The organism is Leptospira chreensis (genome assembly GCF_016919165.1).
GTDB lineage: Bacteria > Spirochaetota > Leptospiria > Leptospirales > Leptospiraceae > Leptospira_A > Leptospira_A chreensis.
Map to the genome: position 1 here is coordinate 38,466 of NZ_JAFFPS010000004.1, position 21,289 is coordinate 59,754.

The 21,289-nt window shown below is 41.9% G+C and carries 18 protein-coding genes; 17 read left to right on the forward strand and 1 reads right to left on the reverse strand.

Annotation, left to right across the window (positions count from 1 at the left end; all coding sequences use genetic code 11):
• Positions 1-51: 51 nt before the first annotated feature.
• A complete protein-coding gene (gene pcnB, locus JWG41_RS00540; protein ID WP_205268016.1) occupies positions 52-1,539 on the forward strand; it encodes a polynucleotide adenylyltransferase PcnB in 1,488 nt (495 codons plus the stop codon).
• 76 nt (positions 1,540-1,615) lie between these two features.
• Here pcnB and thiL read toward each other — a convergent pair whose 3' ends face one another.
• On the reverse strand, positions 1,616-2,524 hold the full coding sequence (gene thiL / locus JWG41_RS00545; protein WP_205268017.1) for a thiamine-phosphate kinase: 909 nt from the start codon (positions 2,522-2,524) through the stop codon (positions 1,616-1,618).
• Between the two features lie 77 nt (positions 2,525-2,601).
• On the opposite strand from thiL, the gene rplM reads away from it, so the two are divergent.
• The 16 genes from rplM (at position 2,602) to JWG41_RS00625 (ending at position 21,288) form a co-directional block, all read left to right on the forward strand.
• Positions 2,602-3,054 carry a 50S ribosomal protein L13 gene (gene rplM / locus JWG41_RS00550; protein WP_002973943.1) on the forward strand — a complete coding sequence of 151 codons (453 nt, stop codon included), beginning with the start codon at positions 2,602-2,604 and terminating at the stop codon, positions 3,052-3,054.
• A 1-nt stretch (position 3,055) separates the two neighbouring features.
• On the forward strand, positions 3,056-3,451 hold the full coding sequence (gene rpsI / locus JWG41_RS00555) for a 30S ribosomal protein S9 (protein ID WP_205268018.1): 396 nt from the start codon (positions 3,056-3,058) through the stop codon (positions 3,449-3,451).
• A gap of 68 nt (positions 3,452-3,519) precedes the next feature.
• Complete coding sequence (locus JWG41_RS00560) at positions 3,520-4,707, forward strand: MFS transporter (protein WP_205268019.1); 1,188 nt, start codon at positions 3,520-3,522, stop codon at positions 4,705-4,707.
• Between the two features lie 49 nt (positions 4,708-4,756).
• Positions 4,757-7,516 carry an alanine--tRNA ligase gene (gene alaS, locus JWG41_RS00565; RefSeq protein WP_205268020.1) on the forward strand — a complete coding sequence of 920 codons (2,760 nt, stop codon included), beginning with the start codon at positions 4,757-4,759 and terminating at the stop codon, positions 7,514-7,516.
• A gap of 23 nt (positions 7,517-7,539) precedes the next feature.
• On the forward strand, positions 7,540-8,037 hold the full coding sequence (locus JWG41_RS00570; RefSeq protein WP_205268021.1) for a YajQ family cyclic di-GMP-binding protein: 498 nt from the start codon (positions 7,540-7,542) through the stop codon (positions 8,035-8,037).
• 77 nt (positions 8,038-8,114) lie between these two features.
• Complete coding sequence (locus JWG41_RS00575; protein WP_205268022.1) at positions 8,115-11,126, forward strand: DNA translocase FtsK; 3,012 nt, start codon at positions 8,115-8,117, stop codon at positions 11,124-11,126.
• Between the two features lie 40 nt (positions 11,127-11,166).
• Complete coding sequence (locus JWG41_RS00580) at positions 11,167-11,868, forward strand: LolA family protein (RefSeq protein ID WP_205268023.1); 702 nt, start codon at positions 11,167-11,169, stop codon at positions 11,866-11,868.
• A 17-nt stretch (positions 11,869-11,885) separates the two neighbouring features.
• Positions 11,886-12,986 carry a helix-turn-helix domain-containing protein gene (locus JWG41_RS00585; protein ID WP_205268024.1) on the forward strand — a complete coding sequence of 367 codons (1,101 nt, stop codon included), beginning with the start codon at positions 11,886-11,888 and terminating at the stop codon, positions 12,984-12,986.
• Positions 12,986-14,332: a MiaB/RimO family radical SAM methylthiotransferase gene (locus JWG41_RS00590; protein ID WP_205268025.1), complete on the forward strand. Its 1,347-nt coding sequence runs from the start codon at positions 12,986-12,988 to the stop codon at positions 14,330-14,332. The genes JWG41_RS00585 and JWG41_RS00590 overlap by 1 nt, the downstream gene beginning before the upstream one ends.
• On the forward strand, positions 14,332-15,078 hold the full coding sequence (gene pgsA / locus JWG41_RS00595; RefSeq protein ID WP_205268026.1) for a CDP-diacylglycerol--glycerol-3-phosphate 3-phosphatidyltransferase: 747 nt from the start codon (positions 14,332-14,334) through the stop codon (positions 15,076-15,078). Before JWG41_RS00590 ends, pgsA begins: the two co-directional genes overlap by 1 nt.
• Entirely contained in the window at positions 15,059-16,087 is a 1,029-nt protein-coding gene (trpD, locus tag JWG41_RS00600) for an anthranilate phosphoribosyltransferase (protein WP_232373595.1), read from the forward strand. The genes pgsA and trpD overlap by 20 nt, the downstream gene beginning before the upstream one ends.
• Before the next feature lie 26 nt (positions 16,088-16,113).
• Positions 16,114-16,437: a preprotein translocase subunit YajC gene (yajC, locus tag JWG41_RS00605; RefSeq protein WP_002973971.1), complete on the forward strand. Its 324-nt coding sequence runs from the start codon at positions 16,114-16,116 to the stop codon at positions 16,435-16,437.
• A 1-nt stretch (position 16,438) separates the two neighbouring features.
• Entirely contained in the window at positions 16,439-17,068 is a 630-nt protein-coding gene (locus tag JWG41_RS00610; protein ID WP_205268027.1) for an SRP-less Sec system protein, read from the forward strand.
• A gap of 21 nt (positions 17,069-17,089) precedes the next feature.
• Positions 17,090-19,024 carry a protein translocase subunit SecD gene (gene secD, locus JWG41_RS00615; protein WP_205268028.1) on the forward strand — a complete coding sequence of 645 codons (1,935 nt, stop codon included), beginning with the start codon at positions 17,090-17,092 and terminating at the stop codon, positions 19,022-19,024.
• Complete coding sequence (secF, locus tag JWG41_RS00620; protein ID WP_205268029.1) at positions 19,017-19,955, forward strand: protein translocase subunit SecF; 939 nt, start codon at positions 19,017-19,019, stop codon at positions 19,953-19,955. The genes secD and secF overlap by 8 nt, the downstream gene beginning before the upstream one ends.
• A 10-nt stretch (positions 19,956-19,965) precedes the next feature.
• A complete protein-coding gene (locus tag JWG41_RS00625) occupies positions 19,966-21,288 on the forward strand; it encodes a dihydrofolate reductase family protein (protein ID WP_205268030.1) in 1,323 nt (440 codons plus the stop codon).
• The last annotated feature ends 1 nt before the right edge of the window (position 21,289 follow it).

Genomic DNA, 21,289 nt, shown 5'->3' on the forward strand with positions numbered 1-21,289 from the left:
AATTTTTTCCTTGCCCATGCCATTTTTCAAGGGAAAGTGGATGAATCCAATATGTTTAAATTTCTCACTTCTCTTTTCAGAAAGAAAGCCGACTCTGTCGATTCCTTTTTGATGTACCCCGAGGGAAAGAGATACTATCGAGAATCCCATTCTATCCGCAGGGCCAATATCGATGAAGATGCCATCAAAATCATCAATCGATTGAACAAGTTTCGTTACAAGGCCTATTTAGTCGGTGGAGGGGTCCGAGATCTGCTTATGGGCAAACGCCCAAAAGACTTTGATATAGTCACAAGTGCGACTCCAAACCAAATCAAAAGGATCTTCAATAACTGCCGAATCATCGGTAAACGATTTAAAATTGTACATATCATTTTTAAAGGTAAAATTATTGAAGTCTCTACGTTCCGATCACTACCGGAACATCGTTTGGAAAAACACAAAGCAGATAACGATTATCTCATCAAACGGGACAATTCCTTCGGTACAGCAAAGGAAGACGCGGCAAGACGCGACTTTACCATTAACTCCTTGTTTTACGATCCTAAAAACGATTCCATTTTGGATTACGTTGGTGGGTTCGAAGACATTCAAAAGAAAATCGTTCGGGTCATCGGTGATCCAGATATTTCCTTCAAAGAAGATCCTGTTCGTATGTTACGAGCGGTTAAGTTTTCTGTTTTACTCGGACTCGACATCGAGAAAAAAACCAAACTGGCAATCAAAAAGAACCGTTTGGAACTCGAAAAATCGTCCACTGCAAGACTATTAGAAGAATACAACAAAATGTTTAGAACTTGGAAGACTTCGATTATATTCGAAGGTCTGGCTGAGAATCATTTGCTCGATGTACTTTTCAAAGAACCTGCAGATAAATTAAAGAAAACAGATCCAGAGTGGCGTGAACATTTTATGGAAACACCACTTGGGAAAAGACTGGCAGTCACTGACAAACTCCTCTCTGCAAGAGAAGAGATGACACCTGCTATCTTTTATTCGTTAATTTTCTATGATATCGTAAAAGATCTGTATGAAAATGATCGCGGCCACTTAGCGCATAACATTAAAGAAAGTCTCCAACCTGTTTTTGAACGTATGGGAATTCCTAAACGTGAACAAGACAATTTGGTAAAAATCTTTATCAGCCAACCTAGGTTCCAAGTCACTGACGATGAAAAAGAAAGACAAAATTCCTTTTTCAAAAAGAAGGATTACTTCTACGATGCGTTTATGGTCTATAAGATCGTTGCGATTTCGGAAGGAAACGACTTGGCAGTACAAACCGCTTTCTTTTGGGAAATTTCTTTACGACAAAGACCGAAACCTGATAGCCATCAGTTCGGACAACAGAATCGTAAAAAAGAACCGAGCAAAAAACGCCCTCCGAGAAAGAAACATCGGGACAGAAGGGGTGGTGGTTCCCAAAATCAGAACCAAAACCAATCCGAGTCTCAGCAGTCCAATGCTTCCGAACCCAAAGAACAAGAATCTCGACAAAGACGAGAGTCTAGTTCAGAAGTAGAAGAAACCGAAGACTAAAAACGGTCTCTTCTCGTATTTCCTTCCGCTGCACTCATCATTAAGACGGGTGCGGTGGACCGGAAAAAAACTCCCATCATTCCTCTTCCGAAAAATGAAGAAACCCTCGGGTTTTTGGGGAATAAGCTTTTCCGACCTTCCAAAATACCACTCCTGGTTTTCCTTTTTCCAATCTCCCTACCATGGTCACGGGGATTCCTGTAAGCTCTGTGGGTAGGATCTCTGGGGAAAGAAAGAGAAGTTCTAATTCTTCCCCGGAACCCAAACAAAGATCTAGACCCAGCTCCGTGAAAGTGAGAGGATCCAAAGGGATTGATTCGATTTGGATTTTTAATTTGCCTCTTGAAGCAATGGCTAACCTTTCTGCATCTTGGATGAGGCCATCGGTGATATCCATACAAGCATGGATCTGGAATTTTTTGAGGGCGGTTAGGATCGCATAACGAGATTTAGGGGATAGATGGTGGGCAATGGCATTTAGATACCTTTTATCTTCAGACTTTTTTTGCAATGCTTGGAACCCCAGTTGGCTTTTGCCGAGGGAGCCTGTGATATAGAGATAGTCTCCCGTTTTCCCCCCAGAACGAAGCCAAGGCCGCTCCACTGTGCCAACAACCGTCAGTGCTAGTTGGGTTTTAGAGGCGGAAAAGGTGTCGCCCCCGGCTAGTTTCATTCCATATTGGTCTAAAGATTTACGTAGTTCTTTGGAAAAGGCCCGAATCCATTCTTTTTTACGAGAGAGGGGAGAAAGTCCCAGATTTAAGAAACATTCCTTGGGCCTTCCCCCGGAAGCGGTGATGTCTGACACGTTGACTTCCACGAGTTTTCTCGCGAGAACCTGGGGAGAAGACCATTCGTGAAGGAAATGAGTGCCTTCCGATAGGGAATCCGTTGTCACCAGTCGGTTTGGGGCCAAAAAGTAACAATCGTCCTCAGGCGGAGGGGTCGTTCCAAACAAAGTTCGTATAATTTCGGATTCTTTCAAAGTTAGATTCCAATAAATTTGTTTGACCCGGTGTGAAAACCGAAAATCCTGACATAAAAGAGGAAAATCTCGTACTTATGGAACTATTGTCTAAAGCCCACAAGACCCCTTCTATCGCAAAAGAAGCCGTACAAAAACAGTGGTTTGTTGTGGACGCAACTGATAAGACTCTCGGAAGATTGGCAAGTCAAGTAGCTTCCCGACTTCGCGGAAAACACAAATCTACCTTCACTCCTAACCAGGATTGTGGGGATAATATCATTATCGTCAATGCATCTAAGGTGGCAGTCACTGGCCGCAAAAGAGAACAAAAAATTTACTATCATCACTCACGTTACCCAGGTGGTATGACTGCAATTGCTTTTCATAAACTCATTCAAGAGAATCCTGAAAGAGTAATCATGGAAGCGGTGAAAGGAATGTTACCTAAATCTAAGTTAGGTGATCAAATGTTGAGAAATTGCCGCGTGTTCGCTGGTAATGACCACAACCTAGGAGCTCAAAAGCCCCTAAAACTGGAGTTGAAATAATATGGCGCAAAAAGCAATTTGGGCAGTAGGCCGACGTAAAACATCTGTTGCACGAGCAAGAATCGCATCTGGAACTGGAAAAATCACAGTAAACCACAAAGATGTAAATGTTTACATTAAAAACGGAGAACACTTAGTTCGCCGCGCTCTTGAGCCTTTATTTTTATTAGATGCTCGGGACAAGTATGACATTGCACTTAACGTAAGTGGCGGTGGAGTGGTTGGCCAAGTTGGTGCGATTCGACATGCGGTGGCGCGTGCTCTAGTTGCTTTCAACGAGGCTTTGAAACCTGCTTTGAAAAAAGAAGGTTTCCTCACTCGAGATAGCCGTATGGTGGAACGTAAAAAATACGGTCTACGCAAAGCACGTCGAGGAACTCAGTTCTCAAAACGTTAATCGGAATTCCTCTTTTTTTCCGATACGAAGCCTCCTACGGGAGGCTTTTTTTTTAGGTAGGCACCCACTTGAACCAACTTGTATTCTATTTTGCCTTTGCGATGGGCACCTTCGCCAGTAGCTGTTTTTTATACTCCATCGTAATTTTTTGCCAAACCTTAGATGCAATGAAAGGGTTCTCTGGGATCGTATTCTTCTTTTTGTTTTTACCCTTTCCCATTTTTTTCTTATACACTGGTTACTTACTCGATCACTATTCCAAAAAGTGGGTGGTGGTTTCGTTCCAATTTTTTCTCTTTATCTCCAGTTTCCTTTTAGGAATGGGAACCGATCTATTCCAATCCTATCCTTTGCTTTTACTCCCACTTGCGTTTGTGAATGGAATTGGAATGACAACGGTGCTTCCTGGACGAATGGCCATTTTACGAGAAGTGATGGAGTCGAATAGGCTTGTCTTTCATACCATTGCGGGAAATTTACTTCTCATTTTTGCTTTTGGAATGAGCCCGCTTGCTGTGGGTTGGTTTCGAGAAGGAAATGATTATTCGAGTTTGTTTTTGGTTCTTTCGGCTTTTCATTTATTTTCCATGATCGCCTTCACCTTGTTAAAGATTGAAAAAAGTGATTCCAAACTAATTAAAGAAGAGGGGATTCCTTCCCTTACCAAAAACTTACGTAAGATTTTGGAATTTTTGAAAGAAGACAAGGTTTCCAGGCAAGTGATGTATATGACCATTCTCAGTATGCTGGCTCTTGGGCCCATCCAAGTCATCTTACCCAAATATGTTCGCACGGAACTTGGGTTAGGGGAGCTTGCCCGGGGAACGGTTCTTGTATTTTTAGGACCTGGACTTTTTTTGGGCGGGATTTTAACCATCCTCTTCCATCATGTGGAACGAAAAGGTTTGATTTTACTCATTGTTTTTTCCTTATCCTCTCTATTCTTTTTGGGATTTGTTCCTTTTGGTAAAGCGTTTGCGACATCTTTGTTTTTGTTTTGTTTTGGAGTCTCGGGGGGAGTGCTTTCCAGTCTCCTTCCTGCTATCTTACAGAAACGCACGGAAGATGGAATCCGGGGGCGAGTCCTTTCCCTCTATACGGTTTGTTTCCAGTTCACACCAGCCGTATCGGGATTTTTTGCGGCTCTCCTTGCCGACAACATCGGCTCTCAGTTGACCTTCGGAATTTTGGGTGGGGTATTTCTCTGTTTTGCCTTATTTTCCTTTCTCCAATACAAAGAATTACGGCAGAGTTAACTTCTAATTTCCTTGCCCTAGGAGGCAAACCCGATTTCGCTGTAAGTGTATGATGTCGAAAACAGTCCGCGAAATTGCTGAGTTGTATACCAATTACTTTAAAGGAAAAGGCCATACCATTGTGCCTTCTTCTAGCCTCATCCCCAAGGGGGATCCCACTCTTTTATTTACAACCGCCGGAATGGTTCAGTTCAAACCTTTGTTTACGGGAGCGGTAGAGTTACCATACACCCGCGCGGCCTCTGTCCAAAAATGTGTTCGTACCACAGATTTGGAAGTTGTGGGCAAAACCGAAAGGCATTGTACTTTTTTTGAAATGCTTGGTAACTTCTCCTTTGGAGATTATTTCAAAAAAGAAGCCATTGAATATGCATTAGATTTTTCACTGAACCATCTCCATATTCCCAAAGAGAAAATTTGGGTCACGATATACTTAGATGATGATGAAGCCAAACAGATTTGGATGGACCAAGGTGTTCCTGAAGAACGAATTGTACGGCTCGGAAAAAAAGATAATTTCTGGGGACCTGCGGGAGATAGTGGGGCTTGTGGCCCTTGTTCGGAATTGTATTTGGATCGTGGCCCTGAAAAAGGTGGCCCGAATTGTGGAAACAATCCAGACTGTAAACCAGGTTGTGACTGTGATCGTTATTTAGAATATTGGAATTTAGTATTCAACCAATTCAATCAAACTGTTTCTGGTGAGCTCCTTCCTTTAAAACAAACCGGAATTGATACAGGGTCTGGGCTCGAACGAGTGGCCATGCTTTTGCAAGAAGTGGACTCTGTATATGACACCGATGAACTCAAATCCATCATTCGTAAAATTGAAGAACTCTCGGGCAAAACTTACGACGAATCCACGAAACAATCGTTTCGAGTGATTACCGACCATTCTCGTTCCGTATTCTTTTCGTTAGGGGATGGAATTTATCCGGACCGCACAGGACGTGGGTATGTGATTCGTAGGCTGATCCGCCGAGCCTCCTTATTTGCGAGAAAACTAGGTATCCACGAACCATTCTTATACAAATTGATTGCGACACTTCGGGATTTATATTCGGTTCGTTACCCGGAACTAAAAGACAAAGCAAAAGACATTGAATCTATTTTAAAAAAAGAAGAAGAACTCTTTCTCCATACTTTGGAAGTGGGACTCGAAGAATTAGAATCCCTTCTGGATCATCTAAAGTCAAACAACCAAACTGTTGTTACCGGAAAAGAGGGGTTTCGGCTTTATTCCACATACGGATTTCCTCGGGAAATGACAAAGGAACTCGTGGAAGATCGCGGGTTTGGGTTTGACGATAAAGGATTCGAAGAGGAACTCGAAAAAGATCGTGATCTTTCTCGTGCGAGTTGGAAGGGAAAAAAAGCCCAATACCTTACAGGTCTTACGGCATCACCAGAACTCAAAACTGAATTTTTAGGATATACTGAGGCAAAAGCTCCCGCCAAAGTTTTATATCTTTTTGTGGATGGTAAGTCTGTGACTTCTGCCAAACAAGGAGAGGAAGCGGTCATTGTCCTCGATAAAACTCCCTTTTATGCAGAGGGTGGTGGTCAGGTGGGCGACTGGGGTTATCTCAAAAAAGAAGGATTTCAGTTCCAAGTCCAAGATACACAAAAAGAAAACGAAACTTTCTTACATCTCGGAATCCTTTTAAAAGGAAAAATCTCTGTCGGCGAAACCATCGAAGCAGAGATTGATACAGAAAGGCGACAAAATCTCGCAAACCATCACTCCGGTACGCACTTGTTAAACGGAGCGCTTCGTCGGATTCTCGGAAACCATGTGGCACAGAAAGGTTCCATTGTTTCTTCCGATTATTTGCGATTTGATTTTTCTCATCCCAAAGCACTTTCTCCAGAAGAAATTGTATCCATCGAAAAAGATGTGAATGAGGCAGTGAATGCCAAAATTACTGTGAATACCGAAGTATTAGACATTAATGCTGCAAAACAATCAGGCGCCTTGTCAATGTTTGATGAGAAGTATGGAAATTTGGTTCGTGTGATTTCTATGGGGGATAAGTCCAAAGAATTCTGTGGGGGAACTCATGTATCAAACACAAAAGAAATTGGATACTTTGCCATCATCAAGGAAGGAAGTCCGGGTGCTGGTAACCGAAGGGTCGAAGCCATTTGTGGAGACTCCGTTGTGGAATACTTTTTGTCTCAGTTCCAAACACTCGCAGCAAAAGTAGAAACTCATAATTTAAATGCCAAAGAAACATTTGGGGATCTAAAAGAATTTGGAATCACAACTGTGGTTCCTGCTCCCGAAGACTTACAAAGTTTATTTGCCAAAGAAGGGAATGCGGCCGTGGAACGTTTGCGAAAACTTCGCGAAAGCCTAGAGACCGAATTGGAAGAAAAGGCGAGTGCTCTTTTCAAAGCCAAAAAGAAAAAAGAACAACTCAGTTTCCAAATGAATCCAGAGCTTGTAGATGGACTTTTGAAAAAGGCAGTTTCGTTACCCAAAGGAAAGGTAGTGACAGAAGTGTTTCCATCTGTGGATGCCAAATCACTCAAGGATTTAGCCGATAGCCTCAAAGCCAAAGAACCAGAAATTCTCTGTCTTTTTGGATCCAGTGATGGGGAAGTCAGCACCCTTGTTTTTATGTGTAATAAGGTTTTGAATGAAAGAGGAATCCACTGTGGAGATCTTCTAAAAGAAACCTTGGTGATGTTAGATGGAAAAGGTGGGGGAAGACCTGATATGGCACAAGGTGGTGGTAAAAAACCGGAAAGCCTACCTACTGCTTTGGAATTTGCCCTCGGACTTTCCAAAAAAAGTTTAGGATAATAGGAATCAGTTAGGAGTAAACTATGGCACAAGATCCATCATTTGACATTGTATCAAAAATCGAAAGACCTGAATTACAAAACGCAGTGGCCCAAGCCATGACGGAAATCCAAACTCGGTTTGATTTTAAAGGTTCCAATTCGGAAATCAAACTCACGGAAGATACGCTTGTTTTGACCTCGGAAAACGAAATCAAACTGAAACAAGTCATCGATGTCCTCACAACCAAAATGGCAAAACGGGGAATTAGCCTGAAAGCTTTTGATTTTGAGTCCAAAATTGAGTCGGCGACAGGCCAAACTGTGCGCCAAAAGGTGAAAATTCAGAATGGTTTGGACAAAGACCAAACGAGACAAATCACTACCCTAATCAAAGACCAAAAATTGAAAGTCCAGGCTACCATCCAGGGCGAATCGGTCCGGGTTGTGGGCAAAAAAAAGGACGATTTGCAAGAGGTGATGGCGGCCATCCGCAATGCCAATTTCAATTTTGACGCCAATTTTACGAACTTTAAGGGTTAGAATTTTGCCCTAAATCAGGATCTCAAGGCTTCCTTTTTTTTTCTGGCTATGTCTCAAAACCTTCCGATATTTCCCGTATGGACCCTAAAAAATCCGTATGGGGATGGACTTTGCCTCGCAAAGACTTCCTTCCGTATCTATTAGTATTTTCCGGTGTGTTTTTACTCCTTTCTCTTTTTTCCTTTCAGGAAGGAGAGGATGGTTCGCTTTTCAATTGGTTTGGAAGGCTTGGGCATTATATCGCCTTTACACTGTTTTATGTTTTAGGAAAGTCCTCCTTTTTGTTTGCGGGTTTCGTTTTGATGTTAGGTGTTCTTTCTCTGCGAAATCCCGACTTCGATAGACTCGGCAAAGCACTCTTCTTCCCACTTTTCCTTGTGGCAACCACAGTGAGTTTGAATCTACTGGAAACTCCTCTCGGGCACGTGGGTGATAGCGGTGGAATTCTCGGTCAATTTTTCTCTTGGGTTTTTTCTTATCTCTTTGGAGAGACGGGTCGCATCCTTGTTGTTTTCTTTTTATACTTATACTTTGCCGTGATCTGGCTCGAAGACGGAGCTTGGTCTTTTACTTTTGATGCCTTAAGTCGTTATTCCAATGGAATTTATCGAATGATGGGTGGACAAAGGGATCTACCTCACCTGAGGCTTCCTGGTTTTTTGGAATCGGTGGTTTCCACACGCCGTGCTCCGCTTGAGGAAATTCGCAACAAACAATGGTTTGCTGTCCAAACGGAAGATGAAACCAAAGAAGAGATCGCACACCATTTTTGGAATGTGGTTGCTGATGAGAAGGGTGGGAATCGCCATTCTCGTTCGGAGAAAGTGGGTTCTTTTCCCGATTCTTATTTAAATGAAGAAAGTTCTCCAATGGGTAAGGTTGGTCGAGGGGATCGTCATTCCGGAATTCCAACTTCTAAAAAATCACCGGCCGTTCGTTATCGCAATGCGTCCTCCTTTGAAGGTTTTTTTGATGAGTCAGGTAAGGTATTTCGTTTTCAAAAACAAGAATCCAGTTTGGATTCTTTTGCGGAAGTGGAAAGAAATGAAATTTTGATTTCTCGTCTCAAACTAACGGATAATAGACGACTTCCCGAAGAGATGGAAGAAAAGGAAAGTCTCCGGGAATCTAAAATCCTTTTCCAATTTCCAGAAGCCAAATGGAAACCAAAAGCGGACGTAGTGGCCGACATAGACAATTTGGAGTTACCCAAATTAGATCCCATTCCATCTTCCTTTGCTGCAAGAAATTCTATTTCGGACAAGTCCCGTTTTTCTTCTCTCGATTCTGATTTCGCAGAGGAAGATGATGTTTATGATTCCGAAGGAGATCTGTCGGAAGAATCTTCTTCCCATTTCGCATCTAATTCGGATGAGGAAGAAACTCTCTCCGAGTCAGAGGCCATCCAAATTCCGGAATCCATTCGTTTGTCTTTGGTGGAAGAAACGGGTTGGGATGCGAGTGAAACCAGTGATCACGATGATTCCGAAGAAGCAGACTCTAGTGTGGAAGAATACGAAGAAGAAACTCTCGAAACTTTAGCGGTAGAAGAAAGTTCCCCTCTCGTTCGTTCCAACCTCAGTTCCGGAAATTTTGGAAAGAAAAAGCCGGAACCTAAAGAGTCGAAAGAACAACAAGAGCTGATGTTTGGTTCTATGGTTCCCAAACCAAAACTGAAAAAAGGAAAGTATTATATCTCTCCAAGGCTTCTTGTTTCTCACCAGGTTCCTGTAGCCAATATTTTGAAGAACGATTCGGAGCTAGATCTCATCTCTCGTAAAATCGAAGAGTCTACGGGACATTTTGGAATTGAATCCAAGGTGGTGACCAAAGAAAGAGGACCAATCATTACGCGTTATGAGATCACGATTCCGAATGGAATCAAACTAAACCGTATCGTTTCTCTTTCCGATGAAATTCGCGCTTACCTCGAAGTGAAGAACATTCGAATTGTGGCACCGATTCCTGGTAAGGCTTCCATCGGAATTGAGGTTCCGAACCGAATTCGGGAAGATGTATTCCTATCAGAAATTTTGAAAGATACCATCCTCCAACACAAAGCCAAAGACTTATCAATCTGTATTGGAAAAGATATCTCGGGGAAACTCGTGATGATTGATATCGCCAAACTTCCTCACTTACTCGTAGCGGGAACCACTGGTTCTGGTAAGTCGGTGAGTATCAATGCGATGATCACAAGTCTCATCTGCACTCGTTCTCCGGAAGAAGTGCGTTTCATCATGATCGACCCGAAGATGGTGGAGATGACTTTGTATGAAGGAATCCCACACCTTCTTATGCCTGTGATCACGGATCCAAAAAAAGCAACCAAGGCACTGTCTTGGGCCATCCAAGAAATGGAAAGTCGTTACCAAATGATCTCCCAATTGAAAAGTAGGGACTTCAAAAGTTTCAATGAGAAAGTCGATGAATATGCCCATGCCAAGGGATTCCAAAAACTTCCTTATATCGTGATCTTTATTGATGAGCTTGCAGACCTTATGATGGTTTCGGGAAAAGATCTCGAGGAACAAATCCAACGAATCTCCCAAAAAGCAAGAGCGGTCGGAATCCATTTGGTAATGGCAACCCAAAGGCCGTCTGTGGATGTGATCACCGGTGTCATCAAAGCGAACTGTCCGGCAAGGGTGGCCTTCCAAGTGGCACAAAAAACAGACTCGAGAACCATTCTGGATACAAGTGGGGCCGAAACCCTCCTTGGGAAAGGAGACTTTTTATACCGATCTCCGACTTCCAGTGATCTGATGCGAATCCAAGCTCCCTTTATCGAAGAGAAAGAAATTGAGTCCATCGTGGAAGAGGCCAAAAAACAAGGTGCTCCTGCCTATGTGGAAATGAATTGGGACGATGAAACCAGTGTGGAAATGGCCTCGGACGAAGATGAAGAACTTTTTGACGAGGCTTGGAATATCGTGGTCACCGAGAAAAAAGCCAGTGCCAGTTACCTCCAACGCCGGATGCGTATTGGTTACAACAAAGCGGCAAGGCTTATGGAACTTATGGAAATGCGAGGATATGTTTCTCCGCAAGTAGGGGCCAAACCCCGAGAAATCCTACGTTCAGCGTAAATCATCGACAAGAGAACTTTGTCTGAAAAATTGGGAAACTATGAAAGTATGGATCGGATCTTTTTTACTTGTATTTGGGGTGGCTCTCGGTGCCCAAACAAGTCCGGCTCACAATTGGCACTCCCCCTCGGAAGTGGTCAAAAAGATAAAGAAGAACTTTAGTGATATTAATTCCTATTCGGCTGATTTTCTCATCAAAACAGAAGACAACAAAAAGGAAAAGCAGATGCGCGGGAAATGTTTCTACAAACGTCCCGGAAAAATCAGATATAACTTTGCGGAACCGGAAGGGGACGAAATTGTATCGGATGGCAAAACTTTACATATCTTTATCAAGAGGTTAGGTGCTGTGGGAAAACAGGATTTAACTTTGGATCGAAAAAACACTTCCGGTCCTATCTTTACAACGAACAGTCCCGATGGTCTCAACCGTCTCTTTCGTAAATACCATTATAAATTTGATACCATCGAACAACCTCGTTCTATGGGTGATGTCACCAAATACTTTGTTTTGGATCTCGACCAAAGAGAAAAGATCGGTGGATTCGAAAAGATGAAACTTTTTGTGGATTCTGAATCTTATCTAATCAAAAAAGCAGTGGCTACTGATGGTCGCGGGAAAGTAACCACCATCTCATTTTCCAATATTAATTTTTCTGAAGAAATCCAAGATGGAGTTTTCAATTTTCATATGAGCGGGAACGCCAAAATTGTAAACAACCCACTTGTATCCGAGAACTAAGCTAAGAGGATATCATTTTGAACACAAAACGAGTCGGTCAAATACTAAGAGAAGCTAGGGAAGATAAAAAACTCTCCGTCAAAGATGTAGCCAAAGAAACAAACATCGCAGCCAAATACATCATTGCTTTAGAAACGGAAGACTATTCCCAATTTCCAGCAGAGACCTTTGCTCTCGGGTTTTTAAAAAACTACGCTAGTTATTTGAAATTAGATGCAGCCATGCTTCTCAATCTCTATCGTGGAGAACAAATTGAAGAATCACAAGCACCTCTCGAAGAGCTCACTCGTCCGACAACCACACCTTTAAACTTAGATCGAAATAAAATCATTAGCCTAGTTTCCATTTTTCTTTTTGTGATCTCGGCTTATATCATCTATATTAGTTTTGAAGAATCAGGATCTGGATCTATTGATGAGGAAACAACGGAAGTAGGTTCCTCAGTAGAAACTGTTGCTAGTTCCGATATCCCTTCAGGGATTAACTTTGTATCACAAAGTGTTCCGGAAAATGCCAGTGTTCCTTTTATTTTAACAGAAGACCGTGGTGTGAGTTTCAGTGTAAACAACCAACAGTGTAAAATGTTTATCAAAGGTGTTTCCAATGGAAAGGCAAATCTTGGATTCAATATTTTCCCTGAAAAAAATGTATATTTTTTCCAAACGGCAGAAGGGGAAGAAACCATTCTTTCTTACCGCATTGAAGAACTAACCTCTTTACGTCGGGACATCCGAGTGGTGACCCAAGCCGTGACTGAAAAATCTGCCAAAGTTCTTGTGACACTAAAAGAAGAAAGAGAAGGGGCTGCCGTAAAATCTCCAGTTGGGGATGTTCCGATTCAAGTGACTCTCTTTTTCTCTAAACCAAGTTACGTGGAATTTGTGTTAGATGGACAGATGGGAGAACGAGGTCTTGTTTCTGCAGGCGAAGTCAAACACTTAGAAGCTCGTGATCGACTCGAGATTAAAGTGGGTGATGGTGGGGCCGTAGAGATGGTTCAAAATGGAAAAGAACGATCTGTTCTTGGAAAACCAGGAAAACTTGTCAAAAAAATCTTCATCCGTAAACCAAATCCTTATGATTCCACTCAATCCATCATTGGAGAGTTAGGCGAATAATGCCAAAGGTTAAGGAAAAAACCGAAGAGACACCGAAGTCGTTTTTTATCACGACTCTCGGTTGTCCTAAAAATACCGTTGATTCCATGGCTATGCACCAGTCACTACTGAAAGAAGGTCTCCTTCCTGCGGCAGGACCCGAAGCCAGCGATTTTCACTTAGTCAATACTTGCACTTTTATCCAAGATGCGACCAAAGAAACCATCCAAACCATTTTGGATTCCATCGACATCAAAAAGAAAAGCAAACAAAAGTTAGTTGTTGTGGGTTGTTTCGCGGAACGTGCGGGAAAAGAAATCTCCGATGATCTTCCGGAAGTGGATCTCCATTTTGGAACTGGAAAGTATGACAAAGCAGGGGAGATTTTACGTAAAAACTTCCCACTTGAATTCCAAGACTTAACCGAATTCAATGCAGATCTTTTGGACAGGCTTATCACAAGTAAGGGAATTGAAAACTATTCCAAACCATATTCATATGTAAAAATTTCCGATGGATGCAACCGTGGTTGTCACTTCTGTATCATTCCTAATTTGCGAGGAAAGTATCGGGATACGGAAAGTGTGGATGTTTTAGAACAAACAAGACGTGCTGTAAAAGCTGGTTCCAAAGAGATTTGTCTTGTTTCTCAAGACACTGTATTTTATGGAAAAGACACGGACAAACTATTGGATTTGGTTCGTTCCGTTGCAGACGTAGATGGACTCGAACTCCTCCGACTTCTCTATCTTTACCCTGATAAAAAAACAGAAAAGTTACTCGATCTTTATAAAGAAATTCCTAAGATTGCCCCGTATTTGGAAAGCCCTTTACAACATGTTTCCAAGTCCGTTTTAAAATCGATGAACCGAACTGGCGAATACTCATACTTCAAATCCTTATTCCAAAAAGCAAGGGATCTCCGTCCTGAATTGGAGATCCGCACTTCGTTCATCCTTGGTTTCCCTGGAGAAACGATGGAGGATGTAGAAGAGATCATTCGATTTGTAGAAGATGTAAAACCAGAAAAGGTAAATCTTTTTCCTTATTCCCCACAAGAGGGAACCAAGGGTGCGACTATGGAAGGCCAAATCAAAGACAAAGAAATTGCTCGCCGTGTGAATTTGGTGCGTGAAGCCTATCTGGAAACTTTGAAAACCATCCACCAAAATCGAATTGGAAAACTCTATCCGGCCGTAGTGGATGAAGTTTTGGAAAAAGGAGCGATCGTTCGCCGTTTTCAAGATGCTCCTGAGATTGATGAAGTTGTCTATGTGGAAGAGGAAGGTCTAAAGGTTGGCCAGTTTGGTCAAGTGCGAGTGGATTCTTTCTATGAACTAGATATGGCAGGGACTTGGGTGGTTTAGTGGAAGATTGGAAAACCATAGCCAATATTCCGAACCTACTCACGGTTCTGCGAGTTCTAGCACTTCCTTTGTTTATCTTTGCTCTTTTTCAAAAAGAATGGGAATATCAAATCTTTGCTTTTGTACTTTTTGCCCTCGCGTCCCTCACTGATTTGGTGGATGGGTATTTGGCGCGTAAGTGGAACCAACAAACCGAGTTTGGAAAGTTTCTTGATCCTTTGGCTGATAAATTTTTAGTCATTGGATGTTTTGTAACCTTCTTATTCATTCATGAACCCATCGAAGTTTGGATGGTGGTTCTCATCATTGGGCGAGATATGCTCATCACTTTTTTACGTTATATCGCTGTTCGTTCTGGAAATAGCCTTCGTACAACCATGATGGGTAAGGTAAAAACGGCCTTCCAAATGGGAGCCATCCTTATCATCCTTGTGGTGTTTATGCTGATCTCCGGCAAAAGGCGAGCCATGATCAACGAGACCTATGCTATGGGGAAACTTGCTGGTTACTCTACCTTTGAAGTGGCATCCCAACATGCGATTGAGTTTTATACATTTGTTAAAACCACAGATAGTATCAGTTTCAAAGATTTTTTTGATTCGATTGCTTCTTTTGTGCCTTATTTTGGAATGTTATTCACAACATTCATCACAGTGATTTCTGGCCTTCGTTATATTGTGACCAATTATCAGTTGTTAACGTTTTCCAATTTAAAAAGGATTTTTTATGACCGTTCCAACAATTAAGGAAATCCTCGGACAAGTTGTCTCTGGACACCACCTTGTGGATGCCCACGCCGAACTTTTTTTAAGTGAAGTGATGGATGGTAATGTTTCGGAACCAGTCCTTGCCTCGTTTCTCACTGCCATGAAAATGAAAGGAGAAACAACGGATGAACTTTATGGTTTTGTTCGTGCTATGCGTAGCCATGCCGTAAAACCCACAAAGAAATTTGATTTTGATTTTTTAGACACTTGTGGGACCGGTGGGGATGGCAAAGGCACTCTCAATGTATCCACACTTTCGGCTCTCACTCTAGCAAGTCTTGGATTCAAGGTAGCCAAACATGGAAACCGCTCTGTTTCTTCCCTTTCGGGAAGTTCTGATATTTTGTCAGGACTCGGGTATAAATTAGATCAGTCCACTGCCGATTCAGAGTCCGAATTCCTTCGCACAGGATTTGTATTTTTGTTTGCTCCGGCTTGGCATCCAGCGATGAAATATGCGGGACCGGTTCGCGCTGCTCTAGGCTTTCGCACGTTTTTCAATTTGATTGGTCCTCTTTCCAATCCATTTTCCCCATCCCACCAAATGGTAGGGGTCTACGATAAGTCCCTCTGCCTGCCTATGGCGGAAATTTTGGGAAGGCTTGGTTCCAAACGGGCCATGGTCTGCCATTCGGCGGACGGATTGGATGAATTCTCCATCTTTGAAAGGACGGATTATGCCTATTTTGATGGGAAAGAGACCAAAGAATTGGCTTTCGACCCTAAGGAACTGGGCTTAAATGCTAAGGAATTGGACAGAAATACAGTGTTCTCCTCCTCGAAAGAGGGAGCGGAGTCTTTATTTCGAGCGGTTCTAGATCCAAAGGAATCGACGGGAGGCACGGCAATGGTGGCCCTCAATGCTGGAGTCGCAATGTTTTTACTCGGAGCCGTGAATGATATACGAACAGGGTACGAAACTGCGAAAGATGCTCTCCTCGAGAAAAAAGTTCTCCGATTCGTTCGTGAAACATTGAATTTAAGATAAGGCCTATAAACATTGGATAAATAGCTATGCTCAATTTTAATTTTTTAACACCAGATATCCTAATCCTTGCCCAAGAAGAGGGTGCAAAGTCGTCCTTACAGTCACTCATCATCATTCCGATCATGTTAGTTGCTATGTACTTTCTAGTCATCCTTCCGAACAAAAAAGAAGAGAAGAAACGTAAAGAGATGATCACCAATCTCCAAAAAGGGGACAACGTTGTGACAAACAGCGGACTCCACGGAAAGATTGTAGAGTTCAAAGATAATAACGAAACAGTTGTTTTGAGTGTTGCTGCCAACACAAACATTACCTTTGAAACTAGTGCTATTCTGAAGAAGAAAGCCTAAGATGAAACGACTCTTCTTCATTTCCCTAATATTCTGTTTTTCGGTTTCCCTCTTGGCCCAAGAGGGTTTGGATTTTTTGGATAAGGTAAACGATAAACCAAAATCGACTACCACCAAACCGAAAGAAGAAACAGTTACAACCACAACAAAAAAACAAACAACTGTTGTGACTCCCACTGCACAAGTTACGGGAAAAAAGAAGAGATCGAAAAGAAAATCCAAACAAAACCAACTTGCAACTACAGAAACACTTCCACAAAACACCAATTTGGCTGTGAATCCGAATACGAATGTTACGGAAAAGTCCCTTCCTAGTTTGGAAAAACAAACTCCGGTGATTGAGGAAGAGGAAGTGGTGAACAATGGTTTGTGGATGGATTCGAATGTTTCTGTGCAGCCATCAGGACTTCCTGGTTTTTCTGCCGATTTGAAAATTGGAAAAACAGAAAGTTCTAACACTGAATCGAATCTTTCTCCAAGTAAAGAAACCGGAAAATCCCTCTTTAATTTTTCTGATTTCTTTGCTAAATATAAAAAAGCAATGATGATCCTTGGGATTATCATACTCTTTGCTTTTTACAGACTTAGATCTGCTCGCCCGGGATCTAGCAGTCGTTCTTATAGAAGATAATAATTTTAGGAGCAAACTAACTTGCAATCGTATCGACTATTGATTCTTCCTTTTTTGATTCTGGCGGTTTCCTTTACAATTTTGTATCCGAACTTTGCCGATCGCACTTTAAAGATCGTTGTCAGAGAGGATGTGTATGCACTTCCAGTAGCCGATCAAAAAACATTAGTGAATGCACTTTTTGAACGTTGGGCGAAAGATTATGGCAAAGGTTCTGGTTGGACCATTGAACCACAAGGAACTCTTCCTCCGAAAGAAAATCCATTTTATACAGTTAAGGGAAGGTTTATCACTTCCGCAAAGATCAATCAAATCTCGCAAGAGAATCAATCTTTGTTAAGTGAGTCTAAAAACAAATTAGAACCCACTTGGATTGAAGAAACAATCCGCGGTGGTAAATCATTATCGATTAAGCTAGGTCTCGATTTACAAGGTGGTATGCGAGTGGTTCTCAAAGGAGACTTTGATGATTACACTTCTAAACTCAAAGACCTTTACGCAAAAGAACTTAACGAACTAAAGCTTACTTTAAATAACCCTGCAACAAAAGCAGAGGATAAAGAAAAAGCAAAGTCTAGACTTTCTGAAATTGAATCTAGTTTTGATCTTTCTCCCATGCGTAAAATTGTAGAGTTAGAAAAAGCAAAGATGATTATCGACAATCGTCTTACCACTCAAAACCTAACAGAACCACAAGTTCGTATCCAGAAAGAACAAGATGCGATTGAAGTATCGCTTCCTGGTGTTTCCAATTCAGCTGCTATTTTAGAAATTTTACAGAACACAGAAACTGTGGAATATCGTTTAGAAGAACCAACACCATTTGTTTTCAAAGGCCAAATTGCTGACAGCGAACGTCGTATGATGGACTTGGGTAAAAGAGAAAACACGGATATTTTTCTCTTCCAAGAGCTCGTAAAAAACAAAGCAGGGAAAAAAGCCCAAGATGAGTTTTTAGAAGGTTTGGAGAAAAAATACAATATCCCACCAGACTTTAAAATCTATGCGATGTGGGCTCGTGGAAATTCTGCGAAATCAAATTTACTCCCACGTAGTTTTGTGGTTTTGGAACGTAAAATTGCCCTTTCCGGGAATGATATGACCAATGCTCAACCATCCTATAATTCCAATTCTTATGGATGGATGGTAAGTTTTACACTCACTCCCAATGGTGCAGAGAAATTTTTTGATCTCACTTCTGAAAATCGTGGGCGTAACCTAGCCATTGTTTGGGGGGATAAAGTCATCTCCAATCCTGTCATCAATGATCCGATTGCTGGTGGTCGTGCTGAAATTTCTGGAAGTTTTTCAGAACAAGAAGCCATTCGCCTAGCGAACGTAATTTCCGAAGGAGCCCTTCCGATTCCTTTGTCGGTTTTAGAAATGCGATTCATTGGACCGACTCTTGGGATTGAATCGATTGAAGTGGGTGTAAAAGCGGTTGCGATTGGATTTTTTCTCGTCATGGCTTATATGATTTTCTATTACCGTTTGGGTGGGTTCATAGCTGACCTTTCTCTTCTTGTGAACATCATTATCTTGGCAGCACTTCTTACACTTATGGACTTCACTCTCACCTTACCGGGGATAGCGGGGATCATTTTGACTGCGGGTATGGCCGTGGACGCAAACGTAATTATCTATGAAAGGATTCGAGAAGAAATCGAAGAGGGTAGGGCACTTTCCATTGCCGTCACGCGTGGTTTTGAAAACGCGTTCTGGACGATTATGGATGCAAACGTCACCACACTCATTGCCGGAATTCTAATGATTCGTCTTGGAAATGGACCGATCAAAGGTTTTGCGATCACACTCTGTTGGGGTATCGTTACGACTCTTTTTACTTCCCTTTTCCTCTCTAGATTGTTTATGGAATTGGCAGTGAATCGAATGGGTATCCATCACTTGAATTTAAGACCTTTCTTCTTTGGGAAAAAGGAGACTACTCATGCATAATATCAATTTTACAAAGTATAAATACTTTACTCTTAGCTTTTCATTCCTTGCGATTGTTTTCGGATTCGTTGTCACCTTTGCTAAGTATGGTGGGTTTGCTCACTCATTAGATTTCAATGGCGGACTTCGAACGGTTGTAGAACTTCCTGCTGACAAATCCCGTAATGATTTAGATGGATACTTCCAATCCAAAAACATTGAAGCCGTTGTGATCCTTTTGGAAAAGGAAAAGAACATCTACCAATTGGATATCGGACTTGGGTCTCTTGACACCATCGAAGCTTTGTATAAAGAAATTCCGGAAGCAAACAGAGAATCTTCTACATCGGCCATTGACCGTTTTGTTCAACTTCTCAGGTATGAATACAAACTCCCGAAAGAAAAAGTTCTCTCTGCTGACCAAGTAGGTGCGGTAGTGGGAGGTGAGTTGACAGAGGTAGGAATCACGTTACTACTTACGACTCTTGCCATCATTCTTTTGTATTTGAGTATTCGTTCTCAGTTTAAGTTTGCTTTGGCATCTTCCATCGCTCTTGTTCATGATATCCTTATGACATTGGCACTCATTGGATTTTTACAAATCAAACCGAGTGTTCCGATCATTGCAGCACTTCTCACTCTCCTTGGTTATTCCATTAACGATAAAATCGTTGTATTTGACCGAATCCGAGAAAATGCTCATGGAAAGGACAACCTAGCCCTTTCGAATATCATCAATGTTTCCATCACTCAAACTTTGGGAAGAACCATCAATACCTCCTTTACGACGATGATCTCTGTCGTGGCAATCATTGTGGGTGGGGCAGTGGAATTGTATGATTTTGCTTTTGTCCTTCTTTTCGGGGTGATTGTGGGAACTTATTCGTCTATCTACATTGCAGCTCCTATTTCTGAGATTTACGACCAACTCAGGAAAAAAAGATTCGCATAACAAATCTACTATGAATGCAGAGAAACGGAAGGAAACTTATTCTCTGCATTCCCTTCTCGGGTTTTTGGCTATGGGAAAAACCGGCGCCAATCCTCCCGTCTCTGCTGTCTTAACTGATACAGAGGGAAACATCCTCGCCAGTGCCCATACCCAAACCTTTGGGAAAAACCATGCCGAACGAGAACTCTATTCTCGTTATCCAAACACCCAAACCAAAGACCTAAAAGAAAATGGAAATCCCGGTTCGGATGATCTTAACCAATCAGGAAAACCCAATGAGGTTTTGTCATTTGAGGAGATCCTTTCTGTTACTTTAGAACCTTGCACTCATTTTGGAAAAACACCACCTTGTCGGAATTTGGTGATCGAAAGAAAACCGAAAGAAATCAAACTCGGATGGAAAGATCCCAATCCGCAAGTGGACTCAGGGGACTGGGAAATCTACAAAAAGGCGGGAATCTCCGTCGCATTGGATCCGATGCTCGCCAAGGTATCGTTTCCTTATTTGCAGGGATTTTTAACCAGAATCCAAACCGGACGGCCATGGGTTTGGATCAAATCAGCTACTTCTGTAGAAGGAAATTTTGCATCCCAGGACAAAAAAAAGGAAAGGGTGAGCTCAAGTGAAGTGGATCTCTCCTTGCAGCTGTTACGCGCCAAAGTGGATGCGGTGGCAGTCGGTCCTGGAACGGTTATTTCTGATTCGCCATCTCTTCATTTCCGAATTTCAGAAGAGATGATTCTTTCTCATAAACCGGGAAGCCGGATCACAGAATTAGAACCTTTTTTTGAGGCCGGATCGGGACTGATATCCTCCATTTTACAATACGCAAAAGATACGACAGAAATCCATCAATTAGATGAAAGTCTCTACCAACCATACCGTGTGTTTTGTTTGGATCCAAACCACTTGCCAACAAATGAGTTTTTTCGAAAACAAAGAGAACTCACAGAGATAATGGGTGAAAAAAAATGTATCTTCTTTATACTCAATCAGGAAGAACCTAAACCGATTGACATTGTATTGGAAGCGGAGATCCAATCCCTTTCTCGGTTCGAAGCCATTGATATTTACGAGGATGACGGCGGTAAATTTTTAGAAATACTAGGGGATCTTGGTATCAATACTTTGTTATGCGAGGCGGGAAACTTTTTCCCTTCTTTTTTATCGGAAGAACTTACGGAAGTCGATCGGATTCTGGAAATTCGAAATGAAAACAAATCCCTACCTGATGGAATCCCTTTTGTTTTTCAGAATGAACTTTTGATTTCGGAATACCAAGTAGGATCCAATCGTATTTTTATTAGAAAACCCCAAGTAAGGAGCACTTAAA